Source organism: Arthrobacter sp. zg-Y1110, from assembly GCF_025244865.1.
Lineage (GTDB): Bacteria > Actinomycetota > Actinomycetes > Actinomycetales > Micrococcaceae > Arthrobacter_B.
This window is the reverse complement of sequence record NZ_CP104272.1, coordinates 2,737,648-2,750,844: the sequence shown is the minus strand read 5'-3', so window position 1 is coordinate 2,750,844 and position 13,197 is coordinate 2,737,648. Positions and strand designations below refer to the sequence as shown.

The 13,197-nt window shown below is 67.0% G+C and carries 8 protein-coding genes; 6 read left to right on the top strand and 2 right to left on the bottom strand.

What is annotated here, in order from left to right:
- Nucleotides 1-6: 6 nt before the first annotated feature.
- Together N2K99_RS12825 and aroA are read right to left on the bottom strand one after the other, a co-directional pair.
- Nucleotides 7-1,275 (bottom strand): acyl-CoA dehydrogenase family protein, encoded by a 1,269-nt coding sequence (locus N2K99_RS12825; RefSeq protein WP_227933034.1) that lies wholly within the window; start codon nt 1,273-1,275, stop codon nt 7-9.
- Nucleotides 1,272-4,337, bottom strand: a complete 3,066-nt coding sequence (aroA, locus tag N2K99_RS12820; RefSeq protein ID WP_227933035.1) for a 3-phosphoshikimate 1-carboxyvinyltransferase — start codon at nt 4,335-4,337, stop codon at nt 1,272-1,274. The genes N2K99_RS12825 and aroA overlap by 4 nt, the downstream gene beginning before the upstream one ends.
- Nucleotides 4,338-4,669: 332 nt before the next feature.
- On the opposite strand from aroA, the gene N2K99_RS12815 reads away from it, so the two are divergent.
- From N2K99_RS12815 to rplW, 6 genes are all read left to right on the top strand, one after another.
- Nucleotides 4,670-10,468 carry a hypothetical protein gene (locus tag N2K99_RS12815; RefSeq protein ID WP_227933036.1) on the top strand — a complete coding sequence of 1,933 codons (5,799 nt, stop codon included), beginning with the start codon at nt 4,670-4,672 and terminating at the stop codon, nt 10,466-10,468.
- A 181-nt stretch (nt 10,469-10,649) separates the two neighbouring features.
- Nucleotides 10,650-10,781: a hypothetical protein gene (locus N2K99_RS12810; RefSeq protein ID WP_257793638.1), complete on the top strand. Its 132-nt coding sequence runs from the start codon at nt 10,650-10,652 to the stop codon at nt 10,779-10,781.
- A gap of 510 nt (nt 10,782-11,291) precedes the next feature.
- Nucleotides 11,292-11,600, top strand: coding sequence for a 30S ribosomal protein S10 (gene rpsJ, locus N2K99_RS12805; protein WP_146361073.1), 309 nt, complete (start codon nt 11,292-11,294; stop codon nt 11,598-11,600).
- A 17-nt stretch (nt 11,601-11,617) separates the two neighbouring features.
- Entirely contained in the window at nt 11,618-12,274 is a 657-nt protein-coding gene (rplC, locus tag N2K99_RS12800; protein WP_227918739.1) for a 50S ribosomal protein L3, read from the top strand.
- Between the two features lie 4 nt (nt 12,275-12,278).
- A complete protein-coding gene (gene rplD, locus N2K99_RS12795; protein WP_227918737.1) occupies nt 12,279-12,893 on the top strand; it encodes a 50S ribosomal protein L4 in 615 nt (204 codons plus the stop codon).
- Nucleotides 12,890-13,195 carry a 50S ribosomal protein L23 gene (gene rplW, locus N2K99_RS12790; RefSeq protein WP_104052736.1) on the top strand — a complete coding sequence of 102 codons (306 nt, stop codon included), beginning with the start codon at nt 12,890-12,892 and terminating at the stop codon, nt 13,193-13,195. The genes rplD and rplW overlap by 4 nt, the downstream gene beginning before the upstream one ends.
- The last annotated feature ends 2 nt before the right edge of the window (nt 13,196-13,197 follow it).

Sequence of the window (13,197 nt, the reverse complement as noted above, 5' to 3'; positions counted from 1 at the left end):
CCGGCGTCAGGGGCGGGCGGCGGGTGCCGCAGACGGATCGGGAGACGGATCGGGAGACGGATCGGGAATGGGCAGCGCGGCGTCGGACCTCGGTGTCTGGTCCCGGCGGAAGATACCGCGGGCAATCACGGTTTTCTGGATCTCATTCGTTCCCTCTTCGAAGCGCTGCGCCCGCGCGTCGCGGTACACCCGCTCGATGGGCGCGGTTTTCCAGTAGCCGATGCCGCCGTGGACCTGAAGGGCCTTGTCGGTTACGCGGGTGAGCATATCGACGGCGGTCAGCTTGGCCATGGAGGACAGGGCCCCGGCGTCGGGAGCGCCGTCCTGCCAGGCCGAAGCTGCGTGCAGGGTCAAAGCGCGGGCAGCCTCGATATCGGCGGCGTTTTCCGCCAGCGCAAAGGCGATGGCCTGCCGTGCGGCGAGCGGCTTCCCGAAGGTGGTGCGCTCCAGGGCATGGGCGACTGCGAGCTGCTGGGCGCGTTGGGCCAGCCCGACGCAGCTCATCGCCACGGAGATCCGGCTGGGGGTGAGGAAGCCGCCGAGGGCAACGGCGAGTCCGTCTCCCTCCGCTCCGAGGCGGTTGGCAACGGGGACGGGAGTATCCCTGAAAGCGAGGGAGGCATGGTCGGTGCCGCGGACCCCCATGGTCTGCGAGGTGTCTTCCACTTCGACGCCGGGCGCATGCCGGTCCACCAGCAGCGCCACCGTTCCGCCGCTGCCGGAACTGCCCTCCAGCCGGGCAAAAAGCAGCCAGTAGTCGCAGCGCACACCGAAAGTGATCAGATGCTTGCGGCCGGTCAGGTAGTAGGTGTCGCCGACCCGCCGGACACTCGAGGTGATATCCGCTCCCGTGCCGTTGCCCGGTTCCGTCAGCGTGAAAGCGACAAGCAGCTCTCCTGCCACGGAGGGAAGGACGAATTTCCTTCGCTGCGCCCCGTCGGCATGCGGATTCATGGCCCGCCAGGTGCCGTTGACCACGTGCACGATCATGCGGACCGAAGCGTGTGAACGGGAGAAGACCTCCATCAGCCCCATCCACTGGACAAAGCTCAGCCCCCGGCCGCCCAGTTCCACAGGTGCCGCCAGGGAGAGGAAGCCGGCCTCGCGGAGTTCCTTCCACAGGGCATCGGGTGCGGTACCACTGGTTTCGATGCGGTCTGCCCATGCCTCGCCGGCGCCCTCGACCCACTCGGTAACGGACGTGAGCAGGTCTCGGTATTCGGGGTCCGGGATACTGCTGCCCCGTCCGTCGGCTGCGATGGCTGCAGTGCTCACGGGCTGCTCCGATCCGGTGTGCCGGGCTCCGGCGGTCCGCCGCCGGCGGGAAAGCTGCGGGCCCTGTCCCGCAGCAGGAACTTCTGCACCTTGCCCACCGCATTGCGGGGGAGGGCGTCGACCAGTTCGAGGCGTTCGGGCCAGTAATGCCTGGCGACGCGGTGCCGGTCGAGGAACGCGGTGAGATCCGCCAGCTGCGGGCGCATCCCCGTCACGGGAACGACAAAGGCGCAGGCCCGCTCGCCCAGCCGGTCATCGGGCATGGCGGCCACTGCTACGTCCCGTACGGCAGGATGCCGGTAGAGCAGCTGCTCGATCTCGGCCACCGGGATTTTCTCCCCTCCACGGTTGATGATGTCGCGAACCCGTCCGGTGATGCGCAGGTACCCGGCATCATCGAGGATGGCGGTGTCTCCCGTGCGGTACCAGCCGTCTTCGGTAAAGACTTCCTTGGTCAGGTCCGGACGGTCAAGGTACCCGTCAAAGACGGTGGGACTGAGAAGTTCGAAGTTACCTTCCACGCCGGGCGGCAGGAGGAGGCCGTCGTCGTCGACTATCCGGGTCCGCACACCCTCCAGGGCCCGCCCGTCGGTGCCCCACACTTTTACCGGTTCGTCCCCGGGCGATGCCAGGGTGGCCAGGCAGGTTTCAGTGGTTCCAAACGCACCGCAGATACCCGCGCCCAGGACGCGTGTGGCGCGCTCGGCGAGGTGCCGGGGGACGGCGGCGCCTGTCGCAACGAAGATACGCAGGCTGGGCGGAGCGGCGGTACCCGCGTCTACGGCGGCAACCAGGTCGGTGAGGAACGGGGTGGCTGCCTGGACGAAGGTGGCGCGCCATCCGCGCATGAGTTTCACGGCCCGTTCCGCGTCCCAGACCGGCTGCAGGATCTGCGGGCAGCCGAGGACGAACGAGAGCCACATTCCGTACAGGAAGCCGGTCTGGTGGGCCAGGGGTGACGGGATGAAGACGGCGTCATCACTGGTGAGGCCCAGATGCGCCGCTTCCATGGCCGCAGCGCGGCTAAGCGTTCCATGACGGTGCACCACACCCTTGGGCTCCCCGGAGGTGCCGGATGTGAAAAGCAACTGTGCAGCATCCCCGGCGGTTGGCACAGCACCGTGACGGAGCACAGCCGCAGGGCTAACGGGGCCCAGCAGCGCGTCCCAGTCATGGAACCGCGGGCCGCCGGCCACGGAGGGGAGGGGACGCCGCGGCTCGGCATTCCGCAGCACGAAAACATCCGCCACCTTGGGGGCGGGCACCGCATCGGCTCGGTCCGTGCGCTGCAGCAGCCCGGCCAGTTCCTCCGCCGGCCGGCGTCCGCGGAACTCCTCGACGGCAACGAAGACGCGGGCACGGGCCCGGTGCAGTGCCAGCGCCACCTCCCGTTCCCGGAAGATCGGCATCACGGGTGCGGCGACCGCGCCGAGGCGGAGGACAGCCACGGTGAGGACAACGAACTCGCTTCGGTTGGGGAGCTGGAAAGCCACCCGGTCGCCCGGCCGCACCCCCAGCTCCAGCAGTGCTGCGGCGACGCGGTCGGCCTGCGTGTCGAGTTCGGACCAGGTGAGGTGCCCCGATACCCGCGGGCCGCCGTCGACCACCGCTGTTTCGTTGGGGCGTTCCGTCGCCCAGCGCCGTACCCAGTCCGGACCCGTGACGGACGCTGCCGCCTCCACTGCGGCCGGTCCGGAAATGCTTCGGGAGCGGCTTCCGCGTGCGGTCCGGGCCGGCCGGCTGGGGCGGGGACGCCGGATCACGCCGTCCTCGACCTTCATGCGCAGCCCGAAAGCGGTCATGGCCGTCAGATATTCGGGGTAGGAAATGCGGTAGGCGTTGGGATAGGTGAGGGTGCTGCGTCCTTCTGCCGCGGAGGCCGCCACGGCCAGGGACATCAGGACCCGGTGGTCATTGAAAGAGGAAAGATCGGCCCCGTCCAAGCTGCCGACTCCGCGGACCACCAAGGTAGAACCCTCCACGGTGAGGTCCGCGCCCATGGAGTTCAGCTGCAGCATGGCGGCCACCCGATCGGACTCCTTCATCCGCACGTGGTCGATGTTGCGGAAAACGCTCCGCCCCCTGGCGAGGCACGCCATCACGGACAGCACCGGAAGCATGTCCGGGACGCGGCGGCAGTCGACGTCCACGGGTTGCAGGTCCAGGCCCTGATGGCGGACCCTCACCGCGTCGGTTGCCTGGTCGTAGTCCATGGGCACACCCATCTGCGCGGCCAGGTCCAGGAAGTCAGCTTCGGGATGGTCGGATCCGGTTGAGGTGGTGGCACTGAGCCCGGTAAGGGAAATATCTGCCGGATGCAGGGCCGCCGCCGCGAATCCGAAGGCCGCCGATCCGATATCCGGGGGGAGCCGCAGGTCCGCGGGGACTGCCTGCTGGTCCGCCGGGATCCGGAAGCGCCTGAGGTCCTCGGAGGCCTCCACCTGCAATCCGAACCGCGCCATCATGGCGAGGGTCAGTTCCACATAGCTGGTTTCATTCTGCAGGCCCTCCACCACCACGGTGGTTTCGGAGCGGGCAAACGGTGCCAGCAGCAGCAGTCCGGAAATCCACTGCGAGAGGGTTCCGGAGATATGGACTTCACCGCCGCGCGGCCGCCCGTGGGCAACCTGCAGGGGAGGGCAGTCGTCGCTCGAGGAGATGTCGACGCCCATCTCGCGGAGGGCGGCCAGCAAGGCGCCGATGGGACGGCGCTGGAAGTATTTCTGTCCGGTGACGACGACGTCGCGTGTCCCCAGCGAGGCGAGTCCGGCCATGAAGTACAACGTGGTTCCGGAGCTGCCGGCGGAGACAACGGCACGCCGTGGACGGTACGGCCCGCCGTGGACAATAAAGGTGTCATCCTGCACCTCTATTCCGGTACCGAGCTGGCGGAGCGCGGCCACCGTGTACTGCACGTGGCGGGCATCGGTCAGCCCGGAGATGCGGCTCGTGCCCGGAGCAAGGGAAGCCAGGATCAGCGCCCGGTGGGCGTGGTATTTGGAGTTGGGAACCTGCACCGAACCGGAGATGCCGGAGTGCGTTCCGAGGACCGAAAGATACATGGCCGCAAGGCCCTTTCCGTTCGTCTGGGCGCCTTCCCCCTGGCTCCTCGTGCGCCGACGCTACCAGTTGGTTATCCGGGCCGGAACAGCCCTTGCCTCAGATCGGCAGCCGGGGGCACATTTCCGCCGGGGACCGCTGTGCCGCCTTCAGGGTCCGGACCGCGGTCCGGCGGCCTTGGCCGCGCGCATGCGGGGACTGTTCCTGCACAGGGCGCCCGGGTGCGGCCGGCACGGAATAGATACACACACCGGCGTCGAACAGATAACGGGTTGTGAGGTGCGGCACCCTAGGATGGTCTCCAGTCGAACTTGAACCGGAAGGTAGCAGTTTCATGGGGGTCTTTCTCTTATTCCTGGCCGCAGCCGCAGCCAGTTTCGCCGTCGGGCGGGCGGTAGGTAAAAAAGCCGCCCGACCCGTGGACGGCCAGGGCCGGCCGCTGCCGCCGCCGGCCCAAATCTATGAGGACGGCTACCGGGCGGGATTCAACGACGCAGCAGTGCGGTTCCGGCCACCCGCGACCGTCCACGTTCCAGAGGGCTCTGCAGCTTCGGGTGCTGCCGCCGTCGCACCGGCTCCGGCTGCACCTGCCCCCGGTGCTCCTGCCGCACCTGCCCCCGGTGCTCCTGCCGCACCTGCCGCCGCTGCAGCGGCCCCCGCTCCAGCCCCGGCACCCACTGCTTCGTATGTCACTTCCTACGCTGTTCCCTCGTCTCCGTCCCACTCTCGGTCAGCAGCTGTGCCCCCTCCCGGCGAGCCGGCCGGCCACCCGTCCACCGTCGCCCCCGTGCCCGCCGCCCCGAACCGGAACGTTCCCGTCCCGCCCAGGCCGGCTCCGCCCAGGCCGGCTCCGCCCAGGCCGGCTCCGCCGGTCAAGACCGAAGCCGAGCTGAAGGAAGAAAAACGCCGCCGGGACCTGCGCAATATCAACATCACGCTCTACTCCGCCAGCCTCCTCCTGGTGGCTGCCGCGGCATTGTTCATCGGGCTCGCCATCCCGGCAGAGGCCCGCTTCTTCGGAGTTGTCGCTGTCACGGCCCTGTTCTACGTTTCAGGACTGGTCATCCATGCCCGGAGCGCCCGCCTTCGACCGGCAGCCGTAGCATTTACGGGTACGGGCCTTGCCTTGATCCCCGTGGTCGGACTCGCCCTGTTCAATTTCGTGCTTCCGGACGGCCCGGCAGCCTGGCTTGTTACCTCGGTGGTTGGAACCGCGGCGTTTGCCTACGCCGCTGCAAAGATTGAAAGCCGGGTAGTCACCTATCTCGCCTTGACGTTCCTGCTGTCCTCGGGCCTGGCTTCCGGAGCGGCACTGCGCTGGGGAATCGTCTGGTACTTCCTCTTCACCGTCATTCTCGCCACCCTGATCAGCCTCGCGGCGATCCGGCGTCCGGGTTGGCTGAACAATCTCTATGTGGATGCATTTGTCCGCTCCCACCGCTATCTGGTTCCGGCTACAGCCATCGCCTCCGTCCAGATCTCCGGCCAGCTGAGCGCGGCGCAGTTGGGGATCCTCTTCCTCGCATTCGCCCTCTACTACGCAGTAATGCTTTGGCAGGGCCCCGCCCGCCACCAGCTCGTCAACAGCTACGGGCTGCGGGCCGCCGGCACCGTGGGACTTACGTCCCTGTTCTATTCCTTTACGGACAGCACCCAGCTGACGTTGCTCGCTTTCGCGGTGCAGGTTGCGGTCCAGACGGCAGGGGTCCTGGCGCGCCGCCCCATGTACGGGGCCGCGGCCCTACTGCAGGTGGCTGCCAAGAGCACCGGGCTGCCTTTGGACCGGGAGAGCGACGAGCGTCCCCGCCCGGAGGCCGGCGCTGACTCAACAGGGGATTCCGCTCCGCTGGGAACGGCAGCGGGACAGGGCGAAAAGGCCGTGCCACTGTCGGCACCACCGGCACCGCCGGCACCGTCATCTCCCGCCGCGTTCACGCCCGCCCCGGCATCCGATTCCGTGGCTGCAGCGGCGGCAACCGTCAGCCTCAAGAAACCGGCGGTCGCCCCCGAAGAGGCTGCGCGCAGGTTCTTCCGCGTCGATGTGGCCGCCCTGCTGGTTCTGCAGGCGTGCACCGCACTGGCAGCCGGACTCTGGCACGTGGTTCGCGAGTGGGAGTCTTCGGGCAGTTCCGCTGCCTTCGCCGGAACCGCCGTCGTGGTCCTTGTGACGTATCTGGCCGCGGCATGGAAACTGGGCGGGCGCCTTGAGTATGCCGTCCTGGTGCCGGCCGCCCTCGCCTTCGTGCCCAACACGCTGATGCCCGGTGACGCACTGTGGCCGGGTGTCCTGTCCACCGCAGTCCTCGCTGGGTATCTGGTGGTCCGTGCGGTGCGGGGCGGCGCGGCGGAACGCCTGGTATTCGTCCTCGCCGCACGTGCTGCGGCCATCCTGCTGGTGGCCCTGACTGTCCTTGCATCCCTTGCCGGAATACCCGGTGTGAATGCCGGAGCCTGGGCCCTCGCCACCGCGGTGCTCGCACTGACGGCCAACCAGGCCGTGTCAGTTGTCCGTACCCGGCGCGCAAAACCCGAACGCTTCCCGGGTGCCGCCATCACCGCTGCGGCTGCTGCCGCAGCGGTCCTGACCCTGCTGCTCCGCTTCCAGGAATCGCCGGGGCTGGTGTTGACCTTGCTCGGCCTGTGGACCGTTGTGGCCGGAAACGTTTTGACATCCACGCTCCGGCCCGGCGGAAGGTACCTCATTGCTGCGCCGGCCGGTTTCGCCGCTGCCGCACTTATGGGTGCGGGCGTCCTGGGCGTCAGGGGCTACGAACTGCTTGCAGCCGCTGCTCTTTGCTACTGTGCCGTCCTGGCCTGGAAGCTGGCACCCAGGACGCACCGGACCTACTACCTGGCGGCAGGACAGACCCAGCTGACTGCGTTGTCTGCCCTGATTGCCGCAGACCTCGGAGCCGGGGTGCACGGGATCTTCATTGCCATGGCGGTCTGCCTGGCTGCCCAGCACCTCCTGCGGGTTCTCCTGGACCGGAAACTCCGCGGGCTCGGACTCTCCCAGACACTCCTGTGGGCAACCGTCACCGTGCTGGCGGTGCTGCCCCCGCTCTATTACCTCCTCACCTACACGGCGGCACGTTCGGAGACCGGTGTCGTCCTGCTGCTCATCGGTGTCGGGTCCGCGGTCCTTACCCAGGGTGCCTACACACTTGCGGCGACGGGACGGACGTGCTTCGGTGAACGCGGCGCGGCCGGTACCGGTTTGCCGGGGCCAGCTGCCGCAGCTTCCGGCGGGACCGCCGGCGTTACCGGCCGTATGAGGGTCTCCGGCACCAAGGCTTCTATCGGCGCTGCCGCTGCAGCAGGACTGGTGCTGCTGCTGGAGATCGGAGTACGGGCGGCGGAAGGCAACGGAGCAGTTGCCACCGTGGCCGTCCTCGCAGCGGCGCTTGCTGTCAACGTGTTTACGGCGCTGATGCTCCGCCGCAGCTGGCCGGCCCTGACTGCACCCGCCGGCTTCACCGCAGTCGCCGTCGTCGGCGCGGGAGTCCTGGGGATCAGGGGGTACGAGATCCTCGTGCTGGCAGCCCTTGCCTACTGCACTTACCTCGTTTTGGGACGCAGCAATCCCCTCCGTGGTGCCTATCTCCTGGCTGCCCACATCCTGGCGGTTGTCCTGGCCGGGCTGGCGGCGGCCGACCTGACCGGGGACGTGCACCAGGTCTTCGCTGCCGTGGCCGTCGGCATTGCTGTCGGACAGGTGCTGCGGACCGTCTTTGCAAGGCTGCTGGAACCCCTGGGGCTTGCATCGTGGGCGCGGTGGGGCGGCCTGGCGGCATCAACAGGAGTTCCGCTGGCATATATCGGACTGCAGGGGCCGGCAGCGCAAAGCGGCATGCTGATGTTCCTTGTCCTCTGCGCCGCCGGCGTGGCAGTGTTCAGCCAATTGGCCGCCGTCGTCCGGGTACGGAGGGGAAGGCCGCTGAAATTTGCTGCCGAGTTCCTCTGCGCCGCCGCACTGGTGGCGCTGCTGGCTACTGCCGCATCCCGCGGGGTCGAGGGCCACGGGACCGGCTGGACCTTGGCGTTGCTCTGGACCGCGCTGGCCGCAAACGCAGCCACATCGCTCTTGCTTCCCGATCGGTATGAAGCAGCGGCGCTGGCAGGATTCGCTGCTGCAGCGGCCGTAGGTGCCGGAGTGCTGGGGCTGCGCGGCTACGAACTGCTGGTGCTGGCAGCGCTGGCCTACTCTGCGTACCTTGCACTGAAGCGCTCGGAACCCAACCGCGGTCTCTATCTCCTCGGCGTGCAGGGCCTCCTGGTGGTCCAGACGGTGCTCGTAGCTGCCGACCTCGGCGTCGGCATGCATGGTCTGTACATTGCCGGGGCAATGGCGCTGGCAATACAGCAATTGATCCGTACCCTGCTGCATCGCCGGCTCGACGCGCATGGATACTCGGAAACGTCGCAGTGGCTGAGCATCGCCTTGCTGGCCCTGCTTCCGATCCCCTACGGATTCCTTGCCGGAACGGCAATCCAACGGGACGTCGTCGCTCTGCACCTGTTCCTGCTGCTCATCACGGCCGCGGCGGCGTTCACCCGGCGCCGGGCGGAGGGTCACCCGAGATCAGCCTGGGTTGTTTATCCCGCCGCGTACGCTTTGGGTGCGCTTGGGCTGGTCCTCGCCAACCTGCTGGAGTTCAGCAGCCGGGGGGCAATTCCGGAACCGCTGCTCGCAACCGGCGCAGCAGGATCGATTCTGCTCATCCTCGCAGCGGCGGCATTGTGCGGGGAAGCGCGCCGGTCCCTCGACGAGCCCACCCGTACGGCACTGCTGGCAGCTGCCATCGGCTATACCGCTGCGGTCCTTGCGGTCAGCCCGGCCGCAGATAGCCGATTCCTGCCGGCTGCTGCCTTCGTCCTGGGTGCAGCGATCTTCCTGGTTGTTTCCTCTACCCGCAGCCTTACCTGGCTGGCCGTGGGGACGCCGGTCCTGCTCACCGTAGGAATGCTGTTCCTGTTCCGGGGACTCTTCGACACTGTCCTGGCCGGCAGCTGGGACACCGGCTTCGCTTCGCTGCTGCCGCTCTGGGTGACCGCAGCCGTTCTCCAAGCGATCCGCCTCCTTACCCCCGCCCGTCCGGTCGAAGCGTCCTTGCCCGGTGGCGCGGCGGCCCGGATTTCGCCCTCGCAGCTCCGCCGGCGCATCCTGGGTTCGGCCTCGGCTCTTATCCCGGCTCTGGCCGCCATACCGGCGATGGCCCCCGACTCGTCAGCCGCAGCCGGTGCACTGACCGTGGTTGCTGCGTTGGCGCTGGCCCTCCTGGAGGTTCCAGCCCGGTTCCGGGAGCCGGCCGTGCAGGCCGCCGTACTGGTGACTGCACTCGCAGTGCAGCGGATGGGCTGGCTCGTCCTGGGCAACGTCAACGGATTCTGGTCCCTGCAGTACTGGGCCACTGTCCTGGCCGGATTGGCGGCTTACGAGTTCCTTCGCAAACGTGACCAGAGGGGCACCGCGGTCCTGGTGGTTTCGGCTGTCATTCTTTCCGCCAGCGGTCTGTCCACGGTCATCTTCGGTGGAGGCGGAAAACAGCTCTGGGCGCTGGTGGCACATGCCGGGCTCCTTGCCTTCGGCCTCCTGGCCAGCAGAAGGCTGTTCACCCTGTGGGGCGCGGCGGGTGTGGTGCTGGCGGTGCTTTGGTACCTGCGCGGTTACACGTTCCTGCTCCTGGCCCTGCTGGGTATCGGGCTGATCGCCCTGGCCGTCTGGCGGCTCACCCGCGTGCGGACCGATGACCCGGGGAATCCACCTGTTCAAACTACGCAGGGGACCCCACCGGCCATTCCGGTGCCGGTGCCTTCACCGGCGAGTACGTCACCCGGCAACATGCCGGCGGTGTCGGCGCTCGGGTACGGGCCGATGGATGGGGCCAACGGATCCGCTGCGCCGGGTTCGGCAACGGGGTTCACTCCGCCGGGTTCGGCGCCCGGGTTTGCTCCGCCGGCGCCACCGGCGGCGGTGTACCCGGCGCAGGGGAGTGCCCCGGCGGTCTCCGGCCCCGCCACCACCGGCGGTGCCGATGGAGTCGGGCCTGCACCGGGCGGCAACACCGGACCCGGAACGGATGCACACGGTCCGGGCCGCAGGCAGGGCCCGGAAGAGGACCGCACGCACTGACGTCCCGGCGGATCCTGGACGCGTGCAGCGCAGGGGAGAGGCTGTTCTCCGGCCCGGCCCGGGCCGGAGACGGCGGGGATGGATCAGCAACGATCCCGTGCAAGGCGCAGACCGCCGCGCGCAGACCAGGGAGGAGCCCCGTGCCGCTGACGCCGGGCCATGGCTCCGCTAGGCTCGGAACATGGAATTCCTTATCCTTCTGGTGATCGTGGCCGCAGTGGTGGCAGGTGTCGGGTGGTCCCGTAAGCGGTTCCGCCCGGAAATCGAACGGGCCAAGCGCATCCGCCGGTCCAACCGGGACGGCCGCGCCTGACTTTCAAAAGTGCCGCTGGCTGTGCGTTAGACTGGTGGAAGTTAACACGCTGCCCGTTGAGGGGTTTACCCCGGGAGCAGCGTGCACGGACTTGGGCGGACCGGCGTCGGGACCCTGGAGGGAGACCTCCGGAGACAGATGCCTGATTAGCCATCTGTGCCCGAGTCTGGCAGACTAGAGAAGTTGTTCAAGCGCTTTTGTGCCCACACGCGCCCATGTTCCTGCGAACAGCAGGGGCCAGGCAGTGGTGAGATTTCGTCCCGGTCAGGATAATGCCTGATGCAGGGTCGGATCCTTCAGGGAAAGAGCCCATATATAACCCGCCCCTAATCCTGCTCGGCGTCGTTGGCCTCAACACCGCGACACGCCCGAGCGCGGGGGTCGGAGCCTCGGCAGGGTGAGGAACCCGGAATTATCCGGATTCAGTCTGTTGGAGGGGCGCCAGGCCGTAAGGCAGTTCGGTGCAAAAACTGTACAGAGAGCATTACTCGAAGAAAGAGGCACGACGCCATGGCGGGACAAAAAATCCGCATCCGGCTGAAGTCGTATGACCACGAGGTCATTGACGTATCAGCACGGAAGATCGTTGAGACGGTCACGCGTGCAGGCGCAACGGTAGTAGGCCCTGTGCCGCTGCCCACGGAAAAGAACGTTTACGTTGTTATCCGTTCGCCGCACAAGTACAAGGACAGCCGCGAGCACTTTGAAATGCGCACGCACAAGCGCCTGATCGACATCATTGACCCCACGCCTAAGGCCGTTGACTCGCTCATGCGTCTCGACCTGCCTGCCGACGTGAACATCGAAATCAAGCTGTAGGGGGGGAGCGGATACTTATGTCTACTTCACTTACACGCCAGGTAAAGGGACTGCTGGGCACCAAGCTCGGCATGACCCAGGTTTGGGACGAGAACAACAAACTCATCCCCGTAACCGTCGTCCAGGCTGACTCCAACGTCATCACGCAGCTGCGCAACGCGGAAAAGGACGGCTACACCGCCGTTCAGATCGGCTACGGCCAGATCGACCCGCGCAAGGTGACCAAGCCGCTGGCCGGCCACTTTGAAAAGGCCGGCGTTACGCCGCGCCGCCACGTAGTTGAACTGCGTACCGCCGATGCCGACACTTACGAGCTGGGCCAGGAACTCTCCGTTGAGATGTTCGCAGCCGGCCAGAAGGTCGACGTCACCGGAACCTCCAAGGGTAAGGGCTTTGCCGGTGTCATGAAGCGTCACGGCTTCCATGGCGTTGGTGCCTCCCACGGTGCACACAAGAACCACCGTAAGCCGGGTTCCATCGGTGGCGCATCCACCCCGGGCCGCGTCTTCAAGGGCGTTCGGATGGCGGGCCGCATGGGCGGCGTCCGTCACACCACCATGAACCTCACGGTTCACGGTGTGGACGCCGAGAAGTCGCTCCTGCTGATCAAGGGTGCCGTTCCCGGCGCCCGCGGCCAGGTCGTCCTCGTACGCTCTGCCGTGAAGGGAGATTAGTCTCATGGCTAACGAAACCACTGTTGAATTCCCCGCAGAGATCTTCGACGTTCAGACGAACGTACCGCTGCTCCACCAGGTGGTAGTTGCTCAGCTTGCAGCTGCCCGCCAGGGTACGCACAAGACGAAGACGCGTGCCGAGGTAAGCGGCGCAGGCCGCAAGCCGTTCAAGCAGAAGGGCACCGGCCGGGCTCGTCAGGGCTCCATCCGTGCTCCTCACATGACCGGCGGCGGCGTAGTCCACGGACCGACGCCCCGCGATTACAGCCAGCGCACCCCCAAGAAGATGAAGGCTGCTGCACTGCGCGGCGCCCTGTCGGACCGGGCACGCAACGGCCGTATCCACGTCCTCGAATCCCTGGTTGAAGGCACCAAGCCTTCCACCAAGGACGCACTGAGCGCCCTGCGTTCGGTTTCCGACCGCAAGAACCTGCTCGTTGTTATCGAGCGCGCCAACGATGTTGCCGCACTTTCCGTGCGCAACGTTCCGGCTGTTCACGTGATCTACGTAGATCAGCTGAACACCTATGACGTGCTTGTTGCCGACGACGTGGTCTTCACCAAGGCTGCCTACGACGAGTTCGTCGGCAAGAACACAGTCAAGGAGGACGCCAAGTGAGCGCGACCACCGCTAAGGATCCGCGCGACGTAGTGCTTGCACCCGTCGTCTCGGAAAAGAGCTACGGCCTGATCGACGAAGGTAAGTACACCTTCCTGGTCGACCCCCGCTCCAACAAGACCGAGATCAAGCTGGCCGTGGAGAAAATCTTCTCCGTCAAGGTCGACTCGATCAACACCATCAACCGTGCCGGTAAGCGTAAGCGCACCAAGTTCGGATGGGGACAGCGCAAGAACACCAAGCGCGCCATTGTCACCCTCAAGGACGGCACAATCGACATCTTCGGCGGTCCGCTCAGCTAGGG

What these genes read in the sequence shown, in the direction of transcription:
- N2K99_RS12815 (WP_227933036.1), top strand. Translation starts at nt 4,670, where the DNA reads ATGGGGGTCTTTCTCTTATTCCTGGCCGCAGCCGCAGCCAGTTTCGCC.
- rplC (WP_227918739.1), top strand. Translation starts at nt 11,618, where the DNA reads ATGTCTACTTCACTTACACGCCAGGTAAAGGGACTGCTGGGCACCAAG.
- rplD (WP_227918737.1), top strand. Translation starts at nt 12,279, where the DNA reads ATGGCTAACGAAACCACTGTTGAATTCCCCGCAGAGATCTTCGACGTT.
- rpsJ (WP_146361073.1), top strand. Translation starts at nt 11,292, where the DNA reads ATGGCGGGACAAAAAATCCGCATCCGGCTGAAGTCGTATGACCACGAG.
- aroA (WP_227933035.1), bottom strand. Translation starts at nt 4,337, where the DNA reads ATGTATCTTTCGGTCCTCGGAACGCACTCCGGCATCTCCGGTTCGGTG.
- N2K99_RS12810 (WP_257793638.1), top strand. Translation starts at nt 10,650, where the DNA reads ATGGAATTCCTTATCCTTCTGGTGATCGTGGCCGCAGTGGTGGCAGGT.